Source organism: Achromobacter colocynthidis, from assembly GCF_057334535.1.
The window spans coordinates 105,921-131,318 of record NZ_JBHFIZ010000032.1 but is presented as its reverse complement, the minus strand read 5'-3'; the positions used below and the strand labels follow the sequence as shown (position 1 = coordinate 131,318).

Below are 25,398 nucleotides of genomic sequence, written 5' to 3'. Positions count from 1 at the left end.
GCCATGAGCCATGCATTCCTGCAAGTCCAAGGCCTTGGCAAACGCTACCCGGGGCGCAACGGCCAGCCCCAGCCGCCCGTCTTCGAGAACGTTGATTTCGACATCGAGCAAGGCCAGTTCGTCTGCGTGATCGGCCATTCCGGCTGCGGCAAGACCACCATCCTGAACGTGCTGGCCGGCATCGACGACACCAACGAAGGCGTCGTCATCATGGACGGCCGCCAGATCTCGGGCCCGTCGCTGGAGCGCGGCGTGGTGTTTCAGGCGCATGCGCTGCTGCCCTGGCTGACCGCGCTGCAAAACGTGGAATTCGGCGTGCGTTCGCGCTGGCCCGCCTATACCCGCGAGCAAGTGCGCGAACACAGCCTGCGCTACCTGGACATGGTGGGCCTGGCGCAGGCGGCCGGCAAGAAGCCCAGCGAACTGTCGGGCGGCATGAAGCAGCGCGTGGGCATTGCGCGCGCCTTCGCCATCCAGCCCAAGATGCTGTTGCTGGACGAACCCTTCGGCGCGCTCGACGCATTGACGCGCGGCACCATCCAGGACGAGCTGCGCGGCATCGTGCAGCAAACCCGCCAGACCGTATTCATGATCACGCACGACGTGGACGAAGCCATCCTGCTGTCGGACCGCATCCTGCTCATGAGCGCGGGCCCCTACGCCCGCATTGCCGAGTCCGTCAGCGTGGACCTGCCGCGCGACCGGACCCGCGCCAGCCTGCACCACGAACCCCGCTATTACGACATCCGCAACCATCTCGTCGACTTCCTGGTCGACAAGGCATCCCACAAGGAGTGACACCCATCATGATGTCCCGCGCTGAAGTGACCGAACTGGTCGTTACCCGCAAACTGGAAAAGAAGCTGTCCTGGAACGCCATCGCCGAAGCCGTTGGCCAAAGCAAGGAATGGACCACCGCCGCGCTGCTGGGCCAGATGACAATGACCGAGGAACAAGCCCTGGCCGCCGCCCGCATCCTGGACCTGCCCGACGACGCCGTGGTGCAGTTGCAAGTGGTGCCCTACAAGGGCTCGCTGCCCACCACGGTGCCCACCGACCCGCTGATCTACCGCTTCTATGAGCTGATCAACGTCTACGGCACTACGTTCAAGGCGCTGATCAACGAAGAATTCGGCGACGGCATCATGAGCGCCATCGATTTCAAGATGGACTTGCAGCGCGAAGCCGACCCCAAGGGCGACCGCGTGCAGATCGTGATGAGCGGCAAGTTCCTGCCGTACAAGATGTATTGATGCGTTGAGCTGGCGCGCCCCCCGTCAAGACCGGGGCGCGCTTGGGTTGCTGATTTTGGCTGCGAGCTGGCCTAGCCTTCCACCGCCAGCTCTTCCCAGCCCAGCTCGCGCGTGCGCTGCAAGGTGGCCGTGACTTGCGCCGCCGCCTCGCGCGCAGCCTCAAGCAGGTCCTGCCCGGTCAACAGCCTGGCCGTCAGGCTGGCCATGAACACGTCGCCGGTGCCATGCACCGATGGCGGGATGGCGATTTCCGGATGCGTCACAACGTCGAGCGTGTCGCGCGTGACCACCGCCAACTGCAAGGCGCCCGGTTCCGCCGCCATCGGCGCGGCGCTGGTCACCACAATCCATTGCGGCCCCAACGCGATCAGTTCACGCGCCGCCGCCGCCACCTCGTCCATCGTCGCCAAGGGTCGGCCCACCAGCATTTCAAGTTCAAAGTGATTCGGCGTCATGCCGTCGGCCAGCGGCACCAGCAAGTCGCGGTATTGCGCGACCAGGCCCGCGTCCACATACAAACCGTCGTTGCGGTCGCCCATGACAGGGTCGATATGCACACGCACGTCCGGCCGCGCGGCGCGCAAGGCCGGCAGCCAGCCTGCCAGCAGGTCCGCCTGCCCCGGCTGCCCCAGATACCCGCAGACCACGGCGCGCGCCACGCGGGTCACGCCGCGCTCGTCCAACCCCTTCAACAAACCGGCGAACCAGTCCAAGGGCACCGCGCCGCCATGCAGCGTGGGATAGTGCGGCGTGTTGCTCAGCACCACCGTGGGCACCGCGATGGCGCGCAGGCCCGCGCGGCGGAAGATCGGCATGGCGGCGTTGTTGCCGACATAGCCGTAGACGACTTGGGATTGGATCGAAATGACGTCCACCTGCGCGGTGAAGGCGGGCAACGCTGCGCCGGGCGTGGGGGCAGCGGAAATGGCGGTCATACGGCGGGCTCCTGGCAGGAACTTAAGGTTGCATGCCGGCAAGCGGCCGGCTGCGCAACATTCTAGTCCGCTGTGGCGCCCTCGCATGCCGCGGCCACCCAGGCGGCGCCGTCCCGCACTGCGCGGACGACACCGCCAAGGTGCGGCGCGTAAGGATAGGCCACCGACGACACGACCTGGCATTGCCCCATTTGCGGATGCTCGGTGTTCAGCAAATACTGGACGCCGCCCGTGGCGGTCGGCACGCGCAGCAACAGGGTGTCGCCGGCCGCCAGCCAGGCGTCGCCCACCGCCCGCGTGGCGCGCAGATCGGTCTGCCAATGCAGCGGTGGCTCGGCCACGCCCACCGCGCGGCCGGGCGCCTGTACCTCCAGCAGCAGGTAATCGCGTGGCAAGGCGTCTGGATGCGCCACCTCAGCCAGCGCCAGCCGCGCGAACACCGCGGCGGCCGGGCTTGCGTCCAGCACGATCACCGGGGCGCCCGCCTCGTGCCAACGGCCCGCCGGCAGCGCGCGCGGCTGCAAGTCCTGGGCATTGCTCAAACGCCACAGCGCAATCATGGACCGTTTCCTTCGTCGATATCCACCAGCCATTGTTCGATCAGGGCGGCATAGCGGCCATGCTGGCACACCCACAACGGCACCCGTCCAAGCAGCCGCCGTTTGGGGGCGCTTAGCCAGCGAACCGCCTGCTCGCGGTCGCCGAACACCAGCTCGGCCAACCACACCACGCGAATCGCGCGATGCAACACGCGCAGGTCGGCCAGGTCCAGGCCCCACGCGCGCGGTGACTGCGCGGTCGCGGATGCCGGCATTCCCGTGGACATTCCCAGAGGCATGCCCACGGGTATCAACGGAAACCAGCGCGCAAGATCATTCGGGAACGTCTGGCGCAGCGCTTGCAATAGCGCCGCCGCGTCTCGCAAGCTGGCGGGCGGCTGGGCGTGGCCCAGCACGCGCGTCAGGCGTTCGTCCAGGGCCAGCGTGACGGCGCTTGCCGCGTCACGGAGCGCGGGCAACGGACGGCGCGCTTGCCTGGGCGGGGGGGGGGGGGGGGGACGCGGCATTGAGGGCTGCGCCATCGATGCTGACGGTTCCGGCATTCAGCAAACCCTCCAGATAGGCCCGCGCGGCCAGTTCCTGACGTTGGTTACGCAGCGCGGCGCGCAGCGCCGGCCTGACTTGGTCGAACGGCGTCACGCTGGCCGGCCGCGACGCCGCCAGCTTCAGGATATGGAAGCCGGCAGCCGACTGCACCGGGGCGGACACGTCGCCCGCTTTCATCTGCTGCACCACCGGGCGCATCTCCGGCGTCAACTGCGCCAACGGCACATAGCCGATGTCGCCGCCCTGCGCGCGCGAGGTCTCGTCGCGCGAATTGGCCTGCGCCAGCGCCGCAAAGTCGGCCTTGGGCGCCTGCGCCCGCTTGGCCAGGTCCAGCGCCTGCTTGCGCGCCGCTGCAACCGCGTCGGCATCCGCTAATGGCGCGGGCAGGAAAATCTGGCTGACGCGGTATTGCGCCGGCTCGCTCAGTTGCGGCTTGGCGCGTTCGTAGGCGGCTTGCAGCTCCGCATCGCCGGGGTAATCGTCCGGTGCGCGGCTGACGGATTCCAGATAGCTTTGCACCACGATGCGTTCCTGGGCCGCCTGGATGGCCTGTTTGATCTCGGGCTTGTCCTGCCAGCCCTGCGCGCGCGCCTGCTCGATCAGCGCCTTCTCTGCCAGACGCCCGCGCAGCCACTGGTCCAGGCCCGCGCGGTTGTCCTGCAATTGCTGACGCGCCTGCGGCGGCAGGGCTTGCAATTGGCGCATCAATTCATCGCGTTCGACACGCACGGCGCCCAAGGTGGCAATGGCCGGCATTTGGAGAGCCGGAGCTGCCGCCGCGACCTTGGCCGCCGTGGCGCCGGGCGGTGAAGCCACGGGCGCGGCGGACGCCACGGCTTTGGCCGGTGCCGGAGCGGGCTCGCTGCTTTGGGCATCGTTGCCGCGCATCAACGCAACGGCGCCCGCCAGCACGGCGATAAGCAGCACGGCCGCCGTCACGCGCAGTTGCTTGTTGGAAGTCAGTGTCTTGGTCATGGATCGCACCCTTTGCCAGGCAAGCGGCGTTACGCCGCCGCCGTTGTCTCGGCCGCGTCGGCTTCCTGTTCAGCTCGCTGTTCGGTTTGCTGTTCAGCTCGCTGTTCGGTTTGCTGATCGGATTGCTGTTCTGCCCGGCCCTCAGCTTGCCCCGCCTCGCCCTGCTCCGCCGAGGCATTCGCGCGCAAGAACAACAGAAATTCTTGCAGCAAGCGGTCCCACAGTTCGGTCGTGGCGCGCAGATACGATTCCGACACGCCGCCGGCCACGATCACGTCCAGTTCCAGCACCAGGAACACGCCTTGCACCGACAGGCGGGCAAAGCGCTTTTCGACGTTCCATCGGTCGGCCAGCCCGGCCGGCAGCTCGCCTTGCACACGCAGCGCGCAGCTCAGCGTGTAGTCCAGATAATGGCCATCCTGCTGGGCCGGGTTGCCCATGCGCGCGGCAAAGCCCACGCCCTGGCTGGCGCTCAACAGTTGCACCATGCCGTTCTGCTCGGACAGCGTTACGCGGTAGCCTACGGATTGCAGCAGGGCTTGCAGGCGTTCGGCGTTCACATCAAGAATCAGGTTCGATTCGGTCATTTCAGGTTTCCAGGAATAAAGATTAAGCATGCGGCAAGGCTACGGCTTGGACGTTGCAGCAGCTTGACTTTGGGGAGCTTGACTCTGGGGCGCTTGACTCTGGGGCGCTTGACTCTGGGGCGCTTGCGCGTCGTAGAGCTTGTCGCCGTAGGCCTGCGCCTGCTCTTCAAACTGCACGCGCGCCTTGCCCGCGAACGGTTGCTTGAGCGCCAGAATGTCGCCCGTGCTGATGCGTTCATAGGCATTCAGAATCTCTTTGCCTGCCGCATACATCTCGCGGTTCTTCGCCACGCACACCTTGACCTCTTCATCACGCTGCGCCAGGTTGCGCGCCAGCGCCACCCGCTCCGTTTCCTTGGTGCGCGCCAAGGTCAACAGTTCGTCGTAGGCGCCCTTGAACTTGCCCAGTTGCGCATGGCTGGCGGCCACTTGGGCCTGGGCGCTTTCCGTCAAGGCGTCTTGCTGCGCCGCCAGCTTCTCGGCCTGCCCACGGCTCTTTGCCAACTGCGCGCGCAGCGATTCCAGCTCCTTCTGCGCGGCGTCAAGCTGCGCTTGGGTGGCCGCCTTGGCCGCGTTGATCTGCGCCTGCTCGCTTTGCAATTGCTGTAGCTGCTGCGTGGTGCTGCGCAACTGGGCGCGCAGGCGCTCTTCCATGGTTTCGGCCTGCGCGCCGCCCGCGAGGCTCAGGCCCGCCGCGCACAGCGCAACGGCGGCGGCCAGGCGCCGGCCGCGCCCGGCCGTGGGGGAATGGCGGGACTCATCCCATACGATGTGCATGTCCATGGCCTTAGAACCTGGCATTGATTTCGAACTGCATGGTGTCGATGGCCAGGGGTTCACCGTAGATCTCCTTGGTGCTCATCCAGCGGAACACGCCATACACGTTCTTTTCGAAGGCATAGCCCGCGCCGATGTAGTAGCCGCGCGCGTTGGTGCCGCCCTGGTGGAACGACGAATCGTTGAAGGCATCGGGCAGCGCATCCGGCTGGATGTACTTGTAGCCAACGAAGGCCAGCCAGTCGCCCTTGTCTTTCAGGTCGTACGAACGGCCCAAGGTGGCTTGCAGCATCCAGGCGTTGGGGCCGCTTTCGACGTTGCCGTTGTCGTCGAAGTTGTTGACGATATAGCCCTGCGAGCGGCTCGCCATCTTGCCCTTGCTGTAGGCCAGGTTGTGGATGAAGTTGCCGTTCACGCGCAGGCCCAGGCCATCGAACACGCGGGTATCCCAACGCAGGTTCAGGTCCAGCAGATCGAACTTCGAGGCCAGGCCCACGTACTGCGGCTCCGGCGTGTTGGCCGGGTCAAGCGGGTTGGGGGCGATGTTGCGCAAGAGGAACAGCGTGTTGCCCTTTTGCATGAAGGCGGGACGCGACCAGTCGGTGTCGCAGTTTTCGTCGCCTGCCCACGGCGAGCACGCGCTTGAGCGCTTGCCGGCGATGTTGTCAAAGTGGTAGTAGGCCAGCGCGCCGCGCAGGCTGTTCTGGTTGTTGACCTTCCAGTCGGCGCCCACCTGCGCGCCCAGCAGCCATTTGTTTTCGCTTGCGCCTTCCGTCATCGACGACGAGTTCCAGCCGTTGTTGGCGTACTCGGTCGCAAACGCGCCCAGCGTGCCGAACAAGGTCACATCACGGCCTTGCAGGGGCTGCTTGAAAATGGCCGCGATACCGTCGAAATTCAGATCGTTGGAGAACAGCGTGTCGGTGGATTCAAACGGGTTGGCGATGCGCCCGCCCGTTACGGTGGCCCACTTCGCGGGACGATAGGTCAGGTAGGCCTGGTCAAGCCAGATTTCCTTCTTGCCCATGCCGCCGCCCAGCGTCTGGGACGTGGAAACCGGGCTGTCGTCGCTGCCGGTGGCCAAGCGGATGCCGGCCGTCCAGGCTTCGGAAATATCGGCGCGCACGCCTAGGCGAGCGCGAATGCGCAACTGGTTGCGGCGGTCTTCGCGTGTGTTCAGCATGGGCGGATAGCCGCCGTTGGTGTTCTTGTTGACGTCGTACGGGCCGTTGGCGTTGAGCTTGGCGAAATTGACAATCTCGTCGCTGTTGCCGCCGTTGTAGAAGCGCGATTCGTCACGCACGCGGACGTCGCCTTCCACCGTGATGCGCGACACCCATTCCGGGAAGGTGTTGGGCTGTGCCCAGTTCTCTTCCTTGGCCTGCACCATGACTTCAGCCTTGACCTCGTCGCGAATCTGGTCACGCACGGTCTGCGGAATGTAGGGCACGCGCACGTCGCCCCCTTGCGCCACGGCGGCGCCGCGGTCGGCGGGCGGGGCGCTGCGCGCGGCCTGGGCTTCGGCCTCGGCCTGTGCGACCAGCGCGTTGGCCTGTTCGGGCTTGAGCACGCCTTGCTGCACCAGCAGGCGGATCAGGTTGATGGTGGCGTTCTCGGACGGCGCGGGCGCGCTGTACGCCGGCAGCGAGGCGGCGCCCGCCACGGCCAACGCCAGCGATGCCGCCAACCGGTTCAATGGGAACTTCATGCTCTTGTCACTCCAGGATCAATTCAATGTGAGACATCAAGACGGGCGGCGGCCAGTCAGCGAGGCACGGATGGGCATGCTGGCCGAGGCCGGCGGACGTTCGTCCAGGCCCGGCACGGCGCGCAGCGCGGCGATCACGCGGGCGTCGACGTCGGCGTCGCCGCTGCCACGGGTCAGCTCCACCCGGGTGACCTGGCCCGACGCCGTGAGCCAGATGTTGGCTTGCAGGCGGAAAGTCAGATTGCGGGTGCGTTCGTCTTCGCGCAGGATCTTCTGCAGCGCATAGGCCAGGTATTGGCTGTAGGTGGCGTTGCCCGCGCGGCCACCGCCCCCGCCCGACATGCCCTTGCCCTGCCCCGCGCCGATGTTGAAGGCGTCGCTGCCGGCTTGCGCGTCACCATCGATCTGCATCGGGTTGGCCAGGTCGTCGGCCGGGCGCGGCGGCGCCTCGTCCTGCGGCTTGGGCGGTTCGGGCGTGGGCTGCGGTTCGGGCTCGGGCGTGGCCACGGGCTCTTCCTTGGGCTGCTCGGGTTCCGGCGGCTTCTCGGGTTCGGGTGGCGGCGGCGGGGGTGGCGGCAGCGGGATGATGGCCGTGACCTTGGGCGCATCGCGCCGGACGCCGGACATATCGTTGGCCCAGCGCCAAAGCGCGTAGGCCGCCACGATCGCCGCCACCACCACGGCCGCCAGCTTCAGCCAGCGGCGCGCCGGATGCGGATCGCGCGAGGAATCGGATGCATGTTGCGGCATGACGTCGGTTCCGGCCTCTATTGCGGCTTGCCGGTAACCAGGCCGACTTGCGCAAGTTCCAGACGGCGCAGCAGGTCCAGCACTTCCACGACCTTCTGGTACTGCACGGCGGCGTCGCCGCGCACAATGACCGGGAAGTCGGGGTTCAGTGCCTTCTCCGTGCGCAGCCGGTCTTCCAGCTCGGGCAAGGTAACCGGGTAAGCGTCCAGGAAAACCTGGCCGGCGTCGTTGACGGAGATCGCCTTGGTTTTCGGCTGCGACAAGGCCATGGTGGAACTGGCCTTGGGCAGGTTGACCTTGATGCCGGCGATCTGCGCGGTAGCCGTCAGGATGAACATGACCAGCACGACCATCAGCACGTCGACCAGCGGCGTGATGTTGATGCCGTCAACAGGCGCGTCGTCGTCATCGTCCTGGGAAGTGGATACGGATGCCATGGCTGCTCCTTAGGCTTCGGCGGACGCGGGTTGCACGTCGCGCACGGCCGGGCGGCTGGCCGCCGGGGCGCGCACTGCCTGCTGATGGGCGGCTTCCTGCGCTTGCGTTTCGCCGTGCACTTCGGCCAGGCGCGTGACGAACTCGTCGACAAACACGCGCATGTCGGCGCTGACTTCCTTGTTGCGCGACACCAGGCGGTTGTAGCCAAACAGCGCGGGGATCGCCACGAACAGACCCATCGCGGTCGCCAGCAAGGCGGCGGCCATGCCGGGCGCGATGGCGTTGATGTTGACGTCACCCGCCATGGCGGTGCCCAGGAACACGACCATGATGCCCAGCACCGTGCCCAGCAGGCCGATATAGGGGCCGCCGGCAATAGCGTTTGACAGCGAACCCAGCTTCGAGCCCAGCGCCAGGTTTTCCTTGGTGCGCACGGCATCCATCGACGCGCGGATGGCTTCGATGGTGGCCGTGGAAATCGACGTGGTGTCGGCGCCCTGCGCGCGGCGGGTGCGGATCTCGTTGATCGCAACGCGGTACAGGCGCCACAGCGAGGCGTGCTCAACGCGGGTGGCCAGCGCCTTGTCGTCCGCCAGCAATTCCAGGCGTTGGCCGACCGTGGCGAAGGCCTCACGGAACGACTCGTTGGCGCGCGACACGCGGGCCACGTTGCGGCTCTTCTTGAACATGATGATCCAGGACTGCACCATCATCAGCACCAGCACGCCGATGATGATCCAGGCGTCGATCGGCACGGCGTTAAGCAGAAAGCCCAATCCGCCAAAACCAAAACCAGATTGCTCTTCATCGGCGCCGTAGACCACCAGGCGCGACTCCGCGCCTTGCGAGGCCGCGTCGGCGTAGATCAGCGCGGCGGGACGCGCAACCTTGGACAGGCGCACTTCGTCAATCGCACCCACGAACGGCGCGTACGTCGGCTGCGGCGCCGGGGCGGCTTCGACGGGCGTCGTGCCGTCCGCTGCGGGGGTCGCGGGGGTTGCGGCGGACACCGGCGGCATCGGCACATCGCCGCCCAGCGCGGCGGTGGTGGCAAGCGGCGGCAGGCTCGCGGCCAGCGATGCGGTAGCGCGGCCGTTCACATACAGGTGAACCTGGCTGCCATCGGCCGTTACGGCAAGGTGCTGCCAGGCGGCGGGCGTCAGCGGTTGGCCGGGCTGGCTGCGCTGGCCGTTCACTTCCACAAAGGGCACGCCCTGGTTGATGCCGATCAGCAAGGCGTTGCCGGCGTCGCGACGCGCGTAGATCAGTTGTTCGCCGGCCGGTTGGTCGGCACGCACCCAGGCGCTGAACGTGAAGGCGCCCGCGGCGGGAATGGCCAATGAGGGGCTGGCCGGCAGCATCAGCGGCGCGGCGCCCGTGAACTGCGCGGCGCGGCCGATGACGCCGTCCACCATCGCAGCGGTCGGCGTCTGGCCGTGGTTGCTGTAGGCCGTGGTGTCGCGGGGCGGCGCACCGGCCGCGCCGTCAAAGTGATAGACCAGCGTGGTGTTGGGGTCGAAGCTCAGTTGGCCGTTGGCCGAGGCGGGCGCTTTCTGGTTGCCGTAGTACATCCAGATGTCCTGACGCTGGCCGTCGGCCACGTCCGGCACATCCACCCACACCAGCGCCATCCCCAGCAAGGGGTCGAACGATTCCAACTGGTGGTTCAGCACGGTCTGGTCGTCGGCCGCCACGAAGCGGATGTCGGCGCCCTTCTCGTTGATACCGTCGAAGGTGAAGTTGCCCGTATGCAGGCGCACCAGCAGCGGCATGCGGCCGGCGGGGCCGCCCAGCGGCATGCCCTGCGCGGTGCTGTCGACGGTGATTTGCTTGCGGTACTGCCAGTCTGGTTGCCACCAGGCGTTGGCGGCGGACGGCAGTACGCCGGCCAGCACGGTTAGCAGGAGCATCAATAGGCGTTGCATGAGTAAGACTCCGGGGGTGAATGGGGTAAGCGCGTGCGCTCAGAAGTTGGCGCGGACGCTGAAGTTCAGACGGGGATCGTGTTTGTGGGTATTGGGGCCGTCCTTGAGCGGGTAGCCCCAGTCCAGCGAGCCGGACAACCAATCCAGCACTTGCAGGCGGGTGCCCAGGCCCAGGCTGGCCAGTGAATAGCTGGCGTCTTGTTCAGGCAGCGGGTCACGCAGGCGCAAGGTGGCGGCGTCGGCAAAGGCGTAGAAGCGCCATTCGTTGACGTTCGCGCCCAGCCAGCGCGCCAAAGACGGCGTGCGCCATTCGACCGAAGCCAACACACCGTCGTCGCCCGTGCGTTCGGCGGCCAGGTAGCCGCGCACACTGGTCGCGCCGCCGGCCGAGAATTGCTCGTTGGACACCAGCGCGCCCGAGGCCAGCTGGAACGAGCCGCGCAGGCCCAATTGCCAGTCGCCGAAAAGGTTCTGCGTGTGCGTGCCGTCGCCGCGCAGCAAGGCAAAGCTGGGGCTGGCCTGATAGCGCTTGTCGTCAAACTCCTGCCAGTCGCTGCCCTGGTTGAAGAAGGAGCCGCTGGCGCCCACCACCGACAATCCCAGGCTGCTTTGCGATGACTCGGAATAGCGGTAGCCGTTGTAGGCCAGCGTGAACGGCAGGTACTTGATGGGGATCTGGTCTTCGTTGTCGCCGAAGCGGGTCGACTCATCGAACTTCTTGTAGTCCAGCCCGATGGACAGCGAATTGCTCCAGTCGCCTTGCGGGTCCATCGTGTAGATGGCGGACAGCCCGAACGAATAGCCCTTGCCCAGTACGTTGGTGCCACCGATGGTGGCGACGTTGCTGTCGCTCTTGTAGCCCGAGAATTGCAGGCCCCAGCGCGGCGTCAGCGGCATGGAGTACGAGCCCGACCACACCTTGGCGTTGTCGGTTTCCTGCGGGGCGGTGAAGAAAGTCAGGCTGACGGAGTGGCCCAGTTGCCACAGGTTGTCATAGCCCAGCGACGCCGTGCTGCGCAGGCGCGAGGTGTCGGCGCTGTAATCGTTGTTCAAGCCCAGGCTGGCGTGCCAGGGGCTCTTGTCTTCCACCTTCAGGTCCACATCCATCGTGCCGGGAATGCGCCCTTCCTTCACCAACGGCACCACCTGGCGGCTGGCGCCCTTGTTCAGTTGCGTCAGCTCGGCCTGCGCGCGATTGAAGTTGGGCACCTGCCCTTCCTGCAACGCGGGCACGTCGTCGCGGATGGCCAGGGGCGAATAGTGCTGCGCACCCACCACCCGCACGCGGCCGACCTTGGTTTCCGACACCTGCAGGAAGACGACGCCGTCGGCCACCTGCTGTTCGGGCAGGTCCACGTAGACCGACTGGTAGCCCTTTTCCTGATAGATCGTCTGCAAGGCCTCGCGCGCCGATTCAATGTCGGCCAGGGTGCGGTCGGGTCCCAGATAGGGATAGACGGCGCGCTCGATGTCACGGGCTTCAAGCACGGTGTTGCCGCGCACGATGTACTCATTGATATTGACGCGGCGCGCCGACGTGGCGTCCGCCCCGGCCGCGTCCTGCGCCCAGGCCGTGTTCATCACGGCGATCAGCACAAGCGCCTGCGGCGCGCGGCGCAAGATGGCGCGCAACGCGCGGCCCCTACTTTCGAAATCATGCATAGCGATGCACTCAGTTCCTTGTGTGAAAACCGGTCTGGTACCGGCCGCTACCGTGCAGCGCGCTTCGCGACAATCCCGTTACGGTTTTCGCCCACAACCCCGCGTCTACAACTTCTGCTTGTTACTAGACGTACTGGCAGGCCCAAGACCGCGCGTTGTAAGAAAAACTTCATGAAAAAAAACCGGGCGTCGAGCGGGCCGAACGATCTGGCGGGGATTCTGGCGACGCCACATGACGGCGCCAGCAGCGCAACAAAAAAAAAGCGGCCAGTAGCAAACTGGCCGCCCATACGTACGATGGGTGAAGCGCATGCGTGGGATGGGTGAATCGCATGCGTAGGATGGGTGAAGCGCGCAAACACCACGGCAAGAACCCCGGCGCCGAACGCGCGCAACCCATCAACCGCCGTCTGCACGACTCCGCCCCGGGGTTCAAAACCATCGCGTTCCTCACGCCCCGGTTCCGCCCCCCTTCTTCACAGCATCAACTTGCGCCGCTCCTCCGCCGTCAACGATGCCGTCTCGCCCGCGTCCAACGCCCCCGCCCCCAAGACCTGCACCGCGCTGGCCGCGTCGTACTTCGGCGTACCCGCAGCCGTACCCGAAGCCGCACCCGCCGACGGCACAGCTGGCGCGGCGCCCGCCACCGGTTCGTCGCCATAGCCCAGGATCTGCACATTGATCACCGAAGGCTGGTTTTGCCGCGCCTCGGCCTGCGCGCGCTGGGCGGACTCCTGCGCCGCATTGACGGCGGAGCTTGCCGCCGCGCTGGCCGAAGACAGCGCACCGGTGTTGACCCCGGCCGTTACCGGCACCCCCGCGCTATCGCCCTGCGCCTGGATGTTGGCCGCGTTCACCACCTGCAAGGCCGCGATGTTCACGTTGCCCGATACGCGGATGCCTGCCTCGCCCGCGTCAATCGTGCCCAGCGGGGCGTACAGGTCCACATCGCCCGCCGGCACTTCCGGCAGCGGCGCCAGCGTGGCGATACCCGCGCCGGTGCTGGGCGCATTGGGCGACAAGGTCACGTTGCCCACGGCGTCGTAGACGCGCTTGGGCGGCGTGTACAGCACGGTCGTCTTCGAGCCCCGGCCCGCATTGATATCGCCTTGCGCCGACCACGCGGTAATCCCCCCGCCGAAGGTCGTCATGACCCGGCTCTGACCCAGCAGGATGCTGCCCTGCGCGTACAACTGGATGTTGCCTTCGCCCTGCGTGATGATGCCGGCGGTGGCGGGTGGCGCCACGCCTTCCACGCCGAACACCTGCTGCCCGCCCGGCGTCAGCAACTGGATGTCGCCACCGAAGGTACTGCGGATGCCCGCCGCGCCATACAGCGTGAGGTCACCCTCGTAGGCGCCCGGCGCGGTTTCCGGGAACAGCGCGGCGATGGCCTGGCGGCCACGCAGATAGCTGCCGTTGCGCGGGCTGGTCAGGTCGTTGTATTCCCGTCCGCCGGAACGCAGCTCGGCAAAATAAACCTGCCGCGCGAAGATCCGTTGCTGTTCGGCGGGCAAGGCGGCAAAGGCCGCGCGCGCGTCGTCCGTGCTGCCGGCAAAGCCAAAGCGTTGCGTCATCCACAGCAGCAGTTCGGCTTCGTAGGTCTTGAAGGCCAAGCCCTGGTCCACCAGCGGACGGCTGGGGTCGGCCGCCTGGGCCGGGTCCAGATACCGCGCCAGGAACGCCGCGTAGTCCGGCCCCTTGGCGCCCACGCCCGCTTGCACGGCGATCGACGCGCCAGCACGGTGGTCGCCCGGCATCACCGCGCCCAGGCTTGTGATGGAAGCCTTGTCCGCCATTAGCACATGACGGCCGGCCGACACTTCCAGTGCGCCGGGGCCCGCCACCTGGAACGAGCTGTACAGGATGTCGCGACCCGCCGACACCCGCGACACATCCAGCGCGTCGCGATGCAGGAACAGGTTGCCGGTCGAGGTCACGGATGTCCCGCTTGCGCCAAAGTTCATGCCATTGGTGGAGGGCACGTCGGTCGACGTCCCCGTGTTCGTGCCCGAGGCCACGATGTCGCGGCCCGCCAGCATCCAGACGGGGCCGGATGCCTCATACCAGGTTTGGCCCAGGTTCGGGCCCTGCGTGATGGACAGCGCCTCGCCCGTGCGGAGCCCGACGATGTCGCCATCGCGGGCATAAAAGCGCGTCACGTCATTGGAACCCGCCGTGCTGGCGGTCAGCGCATTGAAGTAGAACAAGGGGAAATGGGTGTACCGGTCGCCGGCCAGGCCATTGGCCCCCTGGTTGCTCAAGGCCACATTCGTATTGGCCTCGGACAAGTAACCGGCAAAGGCCGGCGCCAACACGTTGGCGACGCTGGCCGGGTCGGCTCCCGAGCGGTTGATGGCGTAGCCACCCGCGTAGATGGAATCCCCCGCCAGCATTTCCACTTGCCCGCGCGCACCCGGCGCCAGCGTCAGCGAATACGGCAGGCCCGTTGCTTCGTTGTTCAGGTATCCCGCCGACACGCCCGCATAAATACTGCCGTCATAGGCCGTGGCGCGCAGAATCGACGGATACAGATAGCGCCCGTCGGACGGCGAGGTATTACGCCCCGGCTGCACCGCCAGACCCTGCGCGCTATGCGACGTCTGCCGGCTGGGCGTCAGGTTGCCGCCCGCGCTGGACAGCTCAATGGCCGTGTTCTCCGTCCACATCGAGAACCAGCTATAGCCGCCGCCCGTGCGCATGGTGCCGTCCGGCATGCGATAAGGCGTGCTGTTGGGCAAGGCAACACGGCCCGGATCGCTGGCCCCGCCGACGACCAGGTCGCCGCGCGTATCCAGGCGGATCACCGCGTCGCCCGGAATCAGCACCAGGCCGCCCGTGGCGCTGGCCATCGTGGACACGTAGGGGTCGTAGCCACGGCTTTCCTTCACGTCCTGCTCGCGGGCTTCGTTGCCGTATTGCAGATCCAGCCCGCCCACCGCGCCGCCCGCCAATTGGGCATGGCCGCGCAGGTTGATCAGCGCGCCCTGCAAGTCCAGCGCGGGTTCGCCGTAATAGGGGGTTGGCCCCACGGTCGAGGACACCAGACCGCGCGCGCTTTGCGTCGGGTTCAAGCCGCCTCCGACACGGATGTCGATATCGCCGCCCCCCGTCAACGTCATGCCGCCGTCGGCCGCAACGCGGCCGGTGCTGCCGACGGCCACGATCAGGCCCTGGCTGCGCGGATTGTTGATGGACCCGCGCGACTCGATGTTGCCCGCGTCACCGTCCACGCGCAGGCTGACGTTGCCGCCGCCCAATGCCCCGAAGCCGGTGAAGCCCACCAACAGCGGCGTGTTGTCCTTGAACGCCGAGGGCGCGCGCGTGTAGCTGCCGAAGTTGATCCACCAGGCGGTAGGCGTATCGCCGCCATTGGCGCTGCCGGTACCTTGGCGCCACAACCAGTTGCCGATGCCTACGCTGGGATCTATGACGCGCGCCTCGAAATTGCCGCCCGTGGTCTTGCCCCACACGTCGCCGCGCAAGGCCCCGCCCGTGTACAGGCTGAGGTTGCCGCCTGCTTCCGGGTACCACGCCTGATACCCCGCGCCGGCCGACACGAAGGGTTCATAGGTGGTCGAGTGATCGTCGCCCAGCACCGTGGTCTCGTAGCGGCCACGGGGCAATTGGTAGGCCGCGTCCACGTTTGCCGCTTGTGTGCCGGCCGTGTAGACGCCATACGCCGACATCAGGCTGAAGTCGCCACCCGCCGCCAGGTCCAGGTCGCCCGTACCCGTGCGCAACACGCTGAAATTCTGCGTATGCGTCACCACCGACGTCGATGATTTGTTCTCGATGCACTGCTCCGCCGATAGCGAGCACAGGTCGATTTCAGCCTCGGACACCGGCGTGCCGGCCGGATACCCGAACCAGTTGTCCGGCCCCCAGACAAAGCGCGGCGGCGGCATGCACAGCCCTTCGATCGCGTCGCACAGCCAGAGCAGGTCGTCCGGCACCGGCGTTCCGGGTTCAAAGCCGGACGGGCCGGCTTCGGGCCCCCAGACCAGGCTTGCGCCCTTGACCAGGCTGGCGTTGTAGTGGGTATCGGCCAGCGTCAGCTTGCCCGCGTCCGGCCCGCGCACGACGCGCAGCGGATCCGCCGCGTCCAGGTCCGCGCCCGCCACCAACTGCATCGACCACGACTGGCTGCCGGCCGGCAGCATCTGGGCCACCGCCCAGTTGCGCCGCTGATCCGCCGCCGTGCCCGGGCGCAGTTCCACATAGTCGACCCCTTCCGGGAACACCAGCTTGGTCTGCGACGGGATCAACGCGCCCTGCTTGAGCGTGATGGTGCCCGCCATCAACAACACGTTGGGCTCATAGCCTTGCGTCGTGTAGAGATTGGGCAGGGCCACGTTGGCCGGCCACGTGAACGACTGAAGCGCCGTGCCGGCCGTGAGCATCGTGCCCGCGCCCAAGCGCGTGCCGACGGGCAAGTTCACCGCTTGTTCAAGAATGCTGCCGGCGGCGTACAGCAACTGCCCGGAGGCATCGCGCACGTCGCCCGACAGCACCACGCCGGCGGCCAGGGTCAACTCCTGGTTCAGCGCGGCCTCGACCGGCAGGCGGGTGCCCGCGGCCAGCGTGGTGGCTTGCAGGGGCAAGGCGTAGTTCAGCGTCTTGCCGCCTGGGAACTCCGTGCCTTCGGCCAGTTCCACACCGCCGCGCGGCAACACCACATCGCCGCCAAACGCTTGTGCGCCCGGCGTCAGGATCCAGCCGTTCTCGTCATCCGGCGTGGCCGCAGGCGGCGCAAAGCCGTCGTTGATGCTGCCGTAGACGTCCAGGTTGCCCTTGGCGCGCAGCGTCAGCGCGCCCGCCTCGCCCGAGCCATAGACGGAAGTCATGGCCGAGTGCGGATTCAGGCTGGCGTAGCGATAGCGCGACAGGTCCAGGTCACCTTGCACGACCAGATCGCCATCGCCCGTCTTGCTGACGATTTCCACGCCAGGCCGCAGATGGAAGACATCGCGGTAGGTGGCGTTATTCAAGCCGGCCAGCTTGGTGTTCAAGAGATTGCCGTTGGCCAGCGCGCGGCCGATGAACGTTGCGCTGTCGCCGTGCAGCGTATCCAGATAGGCCTGGTCAATGATCTGATATTCGCGACCGCTCGTGCGATCGGCGGCAACGCCTTCCCGGGCGTCGTCATAGCGTTGGGTGGCGATCAGCGAGATGGCCTTGGCGCCGTCTATCGCGACCGGGCCGCGCGCCTCGATGGCGATGTCGCCATACGTGGCGGCGGAACCCGCCACCCCGCTGCCGTTGTTGGCCGCATTGCCGGCGGCGTCTATGCGCGGCGCAAACAGGTCCAGGGTGCCGCGCGCCACGCCGTCGTGCTGCCCCGCGCCCGTTCCCGGCGTGGCCGCCGTGCCGTGGCGCAAATCCATGCGCGCGCCGCTGGCCAAGGTCAGCACGCCGCGACCCGAATTCAGTTGCACCACGGCGCGGTTGGGCGCGTCGATGATCTTGCCGTAGCTGTCCACGCGCAGCACGGTTCCATGCGCGTCCAGCACCGCGTTCGACGCCAGGGTCAGGCCATCGCGCGCGGCCAAGCGGATCCGGCCCACGCGCTCGCCGCTGGCGTCCACCAGGCCGGCCACGGTCAGGCTGCCGCCGTCGATCGACAAGTTGATGTCGTTGGCGCGCAGCGTATCGCCCAGCGTCAGGCTGCCTTGCTTGATCTGGAAACTGCGCGCGCCGGTGACGCCGCCGTCGTTCAGGCGCTGATTCAGCGCGTCGAAATCCGCGTTCAAGGCGCCCGGCGCGCCCAGATGCTGCGCGCTGATATCGATGCTGCCCGCGCGGTAGGGCACGGCCGTGCCGCCGGCATCGTAGACGCCCGAACTTGTGCCCAGGATGCGGCCTTGCAGGTCCACCACGCCGGCCGAGGCCGACAGCGCGTCGGCCCGCAGGCTGCCCGCATTGTTCTGCTGCGCCGACAGATCGATCAGCGCCCCGCCTTCCTGCCGGATGCTGCCCTGGCTGCTTGCCAGAATCACGTCGCCGCCCCAGCTATAGCGCAGCACGTCGTTGAAGGCGATGGCCCGGCCCGACACATCCAACTGCGAGGCCGACGTCAGCAGCACGCTGTCGCGGCCTTCCAATGTCAGCTTGCCGCTGGGCAGCACGATCCTGCCATCGACCTGCACGTTCGCCCCGGCCAGGCTGATTTCCGCGCCCAGGTCCTGCACCGCCGCGGCTTGCAAAGCCGGCACCCCCGACGCGCCCGTCACCCGCACATCGCCGCCCGCCGTCATGCGGTTGACGGAACCCGCCCCGCCGGTCAGCAAGGGCGTGTTCAAGTTGAGGTTGCCGCCCACATAGGCGTAGCGGCCCGTGGCGCTATCGAACGCGCCCTGCGATTCGTACACCGACAAGCTGCCTCGGTGGTTGGCCGTGATGCGGTCGCTGGCATTCAGGTTGACGCTGGAAAAGCCCAACGCCAGCCTGGCGTTGTCTTCCAGACCGTTGGGTTGCGCGCCTTGCCCATAACCGAACTCAATCCGTTCGGCATCGATACGCAGCGTGCCCTGGCCCGTGCCGGCCCCGCCCGCCGCCACCGCGCCCGGCGCTTGGGTTGCGCCATTCCAGACCAGATTCTGCGTGCGGATGCTGGCCTCGTCGCCCGTGTCGCCGTAGCCGTAGATGGCCGGCGTACCCAGCGCCAGCGTGGCCAGGCTGTATTTGCCGGTCAGCGGGTCGCGCGTGTCCAGCGCCACCGTGCCGTAGAAGTTAAGGGCATCGCGCGCGGTCAGCGTCAGGGTTTCCAGCGCCGGTGCACCCACGCTGGTGTCGCCGCGCAGCAGGCGGCCCAGGATGTCCTGGTTCAGCGTCAGGCCGTTGGGCAAGACGCCGCGCGCGGCGGCTTGCGCCAGCGCCTCGGTCGTGCCGACATTCACCGCGCCCACGGCCAAGGCCAGGTTGCGGGTGCCGTAGCGAACTTGTTCGCCCAGATCGAATACGCCATTGGTGGCGGCGGCGATGGTGCCCTCGGAATACAGGCGGGTCACGCCCTGGCAGGGCTGCGCCGCGCAGGTGCCGATGCGGATGGCGCCCGAGCCCAGCGCGTCCGGCGCCAGCACATCCAGACGGCCATTGGACACCGCAAGCAAACTGGCGGTGCGTGGCTGGAAGGCATAGCCGTTGGTGGAATCCACCGACGGCGCGCCAGCGCCCAGCGTGGATATGCCCGCGCCGGCTTCAAGCTCGATCGTGCTCGACGAGATCAGCACTTCCGGCCCCGTCAATTGCGCGCCCGCGCGCAGCACCACCTGGTTGGCCGACGCCTGGAAGGTATAGAAGCGGCCGCCCGACCCGTACCACACTACCGGCAGCGCGCCGACGACCAAACGGCTGGCGCCCAGCGCGTTCAAGGCATCCGCCTGCACCGACGTGCCCGCGAACTCCGCCGTGGGGGCCTGGCCCGCCGCCAGGATCTCTACCGTCGAGCTGCCGCCATTGAGCGCCACGGCGCCGCCGAAGCCGCCCTTCGCGGCCGTGAAATTCGCCAGCCCTTCAACACTCAGCGCCTGCCCGTCCGTGGAACCCGGATGGATCGCCAGCCGCAAGGTGCGGGCGTCGGCCGGCAGCATCGCACGCGGCACACCGCGCGTCACGGCATCGGCCGCGACAAAGCTGGCGTAGCTCATTTCGTTGTACTGCGACAGCGTGCGCAGCACCTTGCCCGGCGTCAGGACCACCGCGCTGGCCAGGCTGTTCACCACGTTGGTGCCCGCGGTCGACAAGGTGCCGCTGGCCGCCCACGATTGATTGCGCATCTGCATCGGCGCAAGCGCCGCGCCCGCCTTGGCCCCGCCGTTGATCTCGACCCGGAACGCGCCGGGCAGCAAGGCATAGGTGGACGGCATCAAGGTATAGGTGCCAGCCGGCAGGCCAGGTACACCCGCGCCCAGCGTGATCTGCTGGCCAACGCCGGGTGTGGAGGCCCCCGCCTCGCCGCCCACCGGCGCCACCACCGGCTGCGCGCCGGGCACGATGGCGTAGACGGGGTTGTCGGCCAGACCCGGAAGGGTGAAGCCGCCATCGGGATTCATGCGGACCAACGGCGCATAGCGCGCGTCGGTGGAGCCGCCTCGGCCCGACACAAAGCCCGCGCCCGTGAGTTCGCCGCCCCCGGACAGATCCAATACGGATCCCGGCTGCGCGTCCACGTCGCGGAACCCCAAGGTGATGCCGGTGCGCAGCATGGCGCCGCCATCCAAGCCTGACGCGCCGCCCACCCCGACCAAGGACACATCCGCGCCGTTGAACTTGTACGACACGCCATCCGTCGTGCCGCCATAAGGCATGACCAGGCCGGCACCGCTGACCGACGTAACGCTGCCCGGCAACAAGCTCAGGCGCTGCGTGTCCATCCGCTCGCTCAGGTCGCCCAGCGTGATCGCGCCCAGCGGTGCGCGCAACACGCCGCCCTGTTCCACGGTTGCCGCCGCCAAACGCAACGCGCCGAATGCCGAATAGGGCATCGCGGGCAAGGCTCCCGTCGTGCCTTCATGGCGCGCAATCCGCAAGCTGCGGTCCGGGTCGAACACCTGCGTACCGTCTGGCCGCCGCGTATAGCCCGCCAGCACCTCGGCCTCAACGCCCGTGCCCGGATAGATCTGCGCGGCGATCAGGTCCAGATCGCCGCGCGTCCACAGGCGCGTGCGCGGCTCGTTGTCGTTTTGGGCCAGAAAGCGCAGGTCGCCCGCGCTGTCCAGCGTCACCCGGTCAAAGCCGCTACGCGCCACTGACAGCACGCCGCCCACGCTGCGGTTGATCGTGCCTTGTGTGCCGAACGACAGGCTGTTGCCCACTTCCAGCAAGCGGCCCGCGCGCACCGTGAACGTGCCCTCGCCCACGTCCTGCGCGTCGCCGAACAGGACGCGCGGCCGGATGATGCCGTTGGACGCGGCATATTTTCCCGGACCGGACAGCCGCACCGTGGAGGCCGCGAGGTTGACCTGGGCCGGCACGTAGGCTTGCTCGGCGGCAAGCGCATCTCCCTGTGGCGCCAGTGAAAATGCGCCGGCGTACAGGCGCAGGCTTTGCCCCACCGACACGTTGACGTCACCGTCGAAAGACATCAGGCCGTTGGACAACAACCCCAGGTGATCGAAGCCCCCGCCAGACAACAGGCGCGACGGATCCAGACGCGTCTGGCCGTAACGCAAGCCCTCGTCGGCTTCGCCCGGCATCAGGCTCGCGGCAAGCGGTTTGCCCGCGCCCGAAGCCAGCACCATTTCGCGCGGCACCTGCACGGCCTCGCCCGCCAGGCCCTCGCCCCAGGTGCGGTACAGCGGCGTCTCAAGCGCAACATCCAGCGTGCCGCCCGCCGCGCTCGCGCCGCCCGCGCGTGCGATGAACGTGCCGTCCAGATGCAGCCCGTTGTAGGAACTGAGCGAGATTCGCCCGCCGTCGCGGTCCAGCCGCGCCGGGCCTACACCATTCACATCCACGGTCGTGCTGGCGCCGGAGGCGTCCAACACCGCGCCGGGACGCACGATGACATACAGGTCGGATGAAGTTGCCGTCGCGCGGTCATGGTCGATCTCGCCGCCCAGCACGATGACGCCGCCCGCGTCCGCCAAGCCGTAGCGGCGGCCCTGCGCATCCACGCCCGTTTCCGAGCGGCCGGCCACGTTCAGCACGGCCTGCTCGCCGATCCAGATGGAACGGTCGTGGACCTCGCCTTGCACGACTTCCAGGGACTCGGCCACATCCACGTCACCCACGCGCAGTTGGCGGATATCGATCTTGCCGCCCGCCGCCGTCAAGGCGCCCAGCACGGTAATCTGCCCCACCCCGCGCATCTGAATCGACTGCCCGGGGTCCACGTTCAGTTGCGCGCCTTGCCCGACGATCAGCGCGGCGTCCACATTCGCGCCGGTCGCGGCAAGGTTGCGGCCGCTTTGCAGCGACAGGCTGGCGCCCTGGCGCTGCGTCACGGTTCCGGCAACCACGTCATGCTGATAGACGGGCGGTAGCCACGTTTGCAGCACCGACGAGGGGTCCGCGCCCGTCGGCAGGCCGGCCGCGCCGTCGACCGGGCGGTACACCGGCATCGACACATCGATACGCGCGCCGTCGGCCACCGCCACGCCATTGGCGCCCGTGAGCTCGTAGCGCGAATAGCCTTGCTGAAAGAAAGGTGCGCCCAGCGTCAGCACGCGCTCGTCGGCGGGCATGCCGCCCAGCACGATCTTGTCTCCCGTCACGGCCAGGGTGCCGCCACCTTCCACGCCATAGCCGCGCAGCTCGGCGCCCAGGCTTAGTCGGCCCTCTTGCGTGCCGCCGGCCACCAGCTCCACGGTGGTATTGCCGCCCTTGCCGCCCGTAACCCGCCCATTCTTGCCCAACACCGCGCCCGAACTCACGTCGATGACGCTGCCGGCGTCCAGCAGGATGTCGCCACTGCTGCGTAGCGCGACCGTGCCGCCGTTCAAGTAAGGCATGGCGCCGATCTGCTCGGGCGACATGGCCAGGTTGCTCCATTGCCCCCGTGTATCCAGCCGCCCGCGCGCGCTCAGCGCCAGCGTGGGTTGGGCGCCGTCGGCCCCGGCTCCGGTGGCGGTGTCGGCCATGCCCGCGGGCGTAGCCTGATTCAGCACATTGCCCAGGCGGATGCTGCCGGCGCGTGCCGTCAACGTGGCATCCACGGATACCTTGTCCGCGAACAAGGTGATATCGCCCCCCGCCGCCCCGCCAAGATCGGATTGCACGGCGATGTCGTTGGCGGCAATCTTGATGGCGCCCAGGTTGGACGCATTCAAACGCGTGGTGTCCAGATGCAGGATGCCGGCTCGCGCTTCAGGCAACGCGTTGCTCAGGTCCAGGCCATCCGCAATGGCGTCCACCCGGTCGGACAGCAACACCTGCTGAATGGTGTTTTCGGAATTCCCCAGCGCGTACGACATCGAGCCGGTGGCCTTGTTGTAGTAAGGCGTGTACGTGCCCACCACCAACTGCGCACCGCGCGCCGCCGCGCGTTGCGATTGCTGATAGCCGTCCAGCCCCAACTGCGGTGCCGCGTTCTGGCGTTCGCCCTGATAGGTCTGCCCGATCAGGTCGCCTTCCAGCACGGCGCTCTTCGTGCCGACAAGCAGTCGGCCCGCGTCACGCCCAACCGTGTAGCCAGTTTCGAAACGTTCCTTCGGTGCCAGCAGGGGGTTGTAGAAATAGCGGGTCTGGCCCCAGCGTTCGGACTTCGCTTCGTAGCCCTTGTACAAGCCCGTGTACGCCAGATCGCCCGGCGCGCGCGACACCTCGTACAGCCGTCCATCCACGCCGCGCAGCCAGCTCTGCTGCACCATGCCGTCCTGCACGTCCAGCGTGCCACCCGACACGTTGATCTGCGACCCGGCGCGCGTGACCACCTCGCCGCCCGTGAACTCGACATTACCGCCCTGCGCCATCCACTCGTTCACCGCGTGGCCCTGGGTGCCCAGATAGCCGCTGACTTCCAGCAGGCCCCCGGCCGTGTACCAACGGTCTGTGGCGTAGCCGTTGGTGCCTGCCGGCACCAGGACGAGTTCGCGCGCATCCACCCAGATGTCGCTGTTGTTCAGCTTGCCGCTGTCGCGGTTGACCGGCGCGTCGCGCTGCTCATTGCCCTGTACGTTGATCTTGACGCTGTTGTTCTCCATGGCCACGGGCACGCCCACCGCGCCCGCCACGTCCAGCACCGCGCCGTCACGCAGCAGGCTGCGCTGCGCGGCCTGCACGGCAATCTGCCCGCCCGTCGCCAAGGTGATGGAGCCCGACGCGAAATCCACCGTGCCTGAACTGTTGATCTCCACGCGCGACAGCTCGCGCCGGTCGCTACCGCCCGGCGCCCAGGCCGAATCCGACGCGGCGATGACCGGCGCGCGCAGGCCGTCGCGCTGGCTGTCCAGCGCCAGCGCGCCGCTGCGGTCCAGCAGAATGGCCGTCGTGCCCGCTTCCGCCAGGGTGATCTTGCCGCCTTCGCCCGTGGCGTTCAGGTGCACCGTGCCGCGCGTATCGACCGAAGTGCTGGACAGCGCCACGCCGCCCTGCACCACGTCGCCGCCGGTCAACGTCACATCCCCCAGTGACGCCTGGATCAAGCCCGTATTCACCACGCGGCCGGGCGTGCCGGCAACGCTGACTTCATTACCCTTGGTGGTGGAACTGAGATTGCCCGACGTGCCCTGGCCGCGCTTGATCACGAAATTGTCGCCGGCGGCCAGCACGGCCTGGCCCGAGGGCGTGTCGATGGCGCCCGCGTTGGCGGTTTCCTTGCCCAACAACAGCACATAGCCGCCGCTGGTGGTGGACGTGCCGGGCGCGGCGGTCCGGATCATTGCGCCCGCTTGCACGTCCACCTTGCCCAGCGCATCCTGGAACGTCGGCTGCGCGCCGTTGTCCGCGTACAAGCCCTTGTCGCGGAATTGCGCGTCGGTGATCGTGGCGGCGGCGGCCACCAGGTTGCGCGCATTCACCTGACTGGTGCCGCTGAAGACGACGCCGTTCTGGTTCACCACCATCACGGTACCGTCGGCCTTGATCGCGCCCTGAATCTGGCTAGGCTTGGCTGACGCGCCCACCACCCGGTTCAGCACCGCGTCGTCCGCGCCCTGCTTGAACTGCACCGTGGTGTTGCGGCCGACGTTGAACGTGTCCCAGTTCAAGATCGCCCGCGACTGCGTCTGTTCAATGGTGACGACTTGGCGGCCGTTCTCGACGCTGGGCTTGGCAGCCTTCGCGCCTTCCCATTTGGCCTGCTCGCCCGTCGCTGCCCACAGCCCGCCTTCGACCAGCCCGTCCGGCGCGTCGCCGCCATTAGCGGCTGCCGCGGCCGCGCGCGCCGCCGCCTGGGCGGCTTGCTGCGCCGCGACGGCGGCCGCCGTGCGGTTCAGGTTGTCCAGCGACCGCTGCAACTGCTGGCGCGATTGCGCCTGTTGACGCGCGCTGTTGCCGATGCCGGCCAAGCTGCCGTCGGGCATGCGGCCCGTGCGCTGCGCCGTCGATTGCACCGCGTTCTTGTCGGCGAACCAGCCCGGGCTGAACGCCCGCTGCGCCTGCGCCGCCCCGCTGGCGCTACCCGCGATCAGCAACGCCGTCACGGCCTGGGACAATGGCGTCGGACGCCAGTTCGGGCGCACGCGCGCCGGCACGGTCCCCATGTTTCGCTTGCCACCCAACCCCGACATCCGTGCCTGCATGATCGCCTTCCCTTGTTCCAATCGCGCGTGTTCGTCACCTAGAACAAGACAGACGGATTGAAAAATGCAGACCAGAACCCTGTCATAAATAATTCATC

At 67.6% G+C, this 25,398-nt stretch carries 14 protein-coding genes; 2 read left to right on the top strand and 12 right to left on the bottom strand.

The window, feature by feature from the left end:
* The first annotated feature begins 3 nt into the window (after nucleotides 1-3).
* Nucleotides 4-798 (top strand): ABC transporter ATP-binding protein, encoded by a 795-nt coding sequence (locus ACE04A_RS14750; RefSeq protein ID WP_448717490.1) that lies wholly within the window; start codon nucleotides 4-6, stop codon nucleotides 796-798.
* 11 nt (nucleotides 799-809) lie between these two features.
* Entirely contained in the window at nucleotides 810-1,253 is a 444-nt protein-coding gene (cynS, locus tag ACE04A_RS14745; protein WP_448717639.1) for a cyanase, read from the top strand.
* Between the two features lie 71 nt (nucleotides 1,254-1,324).
* Here cynS and pdxK read toward each other — a convergent pair whose 3' ends face one another.
* From pdxK to ACE04A_RS14685, 12 genes are all read right to left on the bottom strand, one after another.
* Nucleotides 1,325-2,188, bottom strand: coding sequence for a pyridoxine/pyridoxal/pyridoxamine kinase (gene pdxK / locus ACE04A_RS14740; protein WP_448717491.1), 864 nt, complete (start codon nucleotides 2,186-2,188; stop codon nucleotides 1,325-1,327).
* Between the two features lie 62 nt (nucleotides 2,189-2,250).
* Nucleotides 2,251-2,748 carry an RES family NAD+ phosphorylase gene (locus ACE04A_RS14735; protein WP_448717493.1) on the bottom strand — a complete coding sequence of 166 codons (498 nt, stop codon included), beginning with the start codon at nucleotides 2,746-2,748 and terminating at the stop codon, nucleotides 2,251-2,253.
* Nucleotides 2,745-3,206 (bottom strand): MbcA/ParS/Xre antitoxin family protein, encoded by a 462-nt coding sequence (locus ACE04A_RS14730; protein ID WP_259245774.1) that lies wholly within the window; start codon nucleotides 3,204-3,206, stop codon nucleotides 2,745-2,747. The genes ACE04A_RS14735 and ACE04A_RS14730 overlap by 4 nt, the downstream gene beginning before the upstream one ends.
* Nucleotides 3,190-4,269, bottom strand: a complete 1,080-nt coding sequence (locus ACE04A_RS14725; protein WP_485820250.1) for a peptidylprolyl isomerase — start codon at nucleotides 4,267-4,269, stop codon at nucleotides 3,190-3,192. The genes ACE04A_RS14730 and ACE04A_RS14725 overlap by 17 nt, the downstream gene beginning before the upstream one ends.
* Before the next feature lie 29 nt (nucleotides 4,270-4,298).
* Entirely contained in the window at nucleotides 4,299-4,856 is a 558-nt protein-coding gene (locus ACE04A_RS14720; RefSeq protein ID WP_259245772.1) for a YbjN domain-containing protein, read from the bottom strand.
* Nucleotides 4,857-4,895: 39 nt separating this feature from the next.
* Nucleotides 4,896-5,633, bottom strand: a complete 738-nt coding sequence (locus ACE04A_RS14715) for a DNA repair protein (protein ID WP_279995627.1) — start codon at nucleotides 5,631-5,633, stop codon at nucleotides 4,896-4,898.
* A gap of 10 nt (nucleotides 5,634-5,643) precedes the next feature.
* Nucleotides 5,644-7,341, bottom strand: a complete 1,698-nt coding sequence (locus ACE04A_RS14710; RefSeq protein WP_485820249.1) for a putative porin — start codon at nucleotides 7,339-7,341, stop codon at nucleotides 5,644-5,646.
* A 36-nt stretch (nucleotides 7,342-7,377) separates the two neighbouring features.
* Nucleotides 7,378-8,091: a TonB C-terminal domain-containing protein gene (locus ACE04A_RS14705; protein WP_050450158.1), complete on the bottom strand. Its 714-nt coding sequence runs from the start codon at nucleotides 8,089-8,091 to the stop codon at nucleotides 7,378-7,380.
* A gap of 17 nt (nucleotides 8,092-8,108) precedes the next feature.
* Nucleotides 8,109-8,528: an ExbD/TolR family protein gene (locus tag ACE04A_RS14700; protein ID WP_046804844.1), complete on the bottom strand. Its 420-nt coding sequence runs from the start codon at nucleotides 8,526-8,528 to the stop codon at nucleotides 8,109-8,111.
* A gap of 9 nt (nucleotides 8,529-8,537) precedes the next feature.
* Nucleotides 8,538-10,454, bottom strand: coding sequence for a DUF2341 domain-containing protein (locus tag ACE04A_RS14695; protein WP_448717496.1), 1,917 nt, complete (start codon nucleotides 10,452-10,454; stop codon nucleotides 8,538-8,540).
* A gap of 39 nt (nucleotides 10,455-10,493) precedes the next feature.
* Nucleotides 10,494-12,116 (bottom strand): ShlB/FhaC/HecB family hemolysin secretion/activation protein, encoded by a 1,623-nt coding sequence (locus ACE04A_RS14690; protein WP_448717497.1) that lies wholly within the window; start codon nucleotides 12,114-12,116, stop codon nucleotides 10,494-10,496.
* 476 nt (nucleotides 12,117-12,592) lie between these two features.
* Nucleotides 12,593-25,261, bottom strand: coding sequence for a putative filamentous hemagglutinin family protein (locus ACE04A_RS14685; protein ID WP_485820248.1), 12,669 nt, complete (start codon nucleotides 25,259-25,261; stop codon nucleotides 12,593-12,595).
* Nucleotides 25,262-25,398 lie beyond the last annotated feature (137 nt).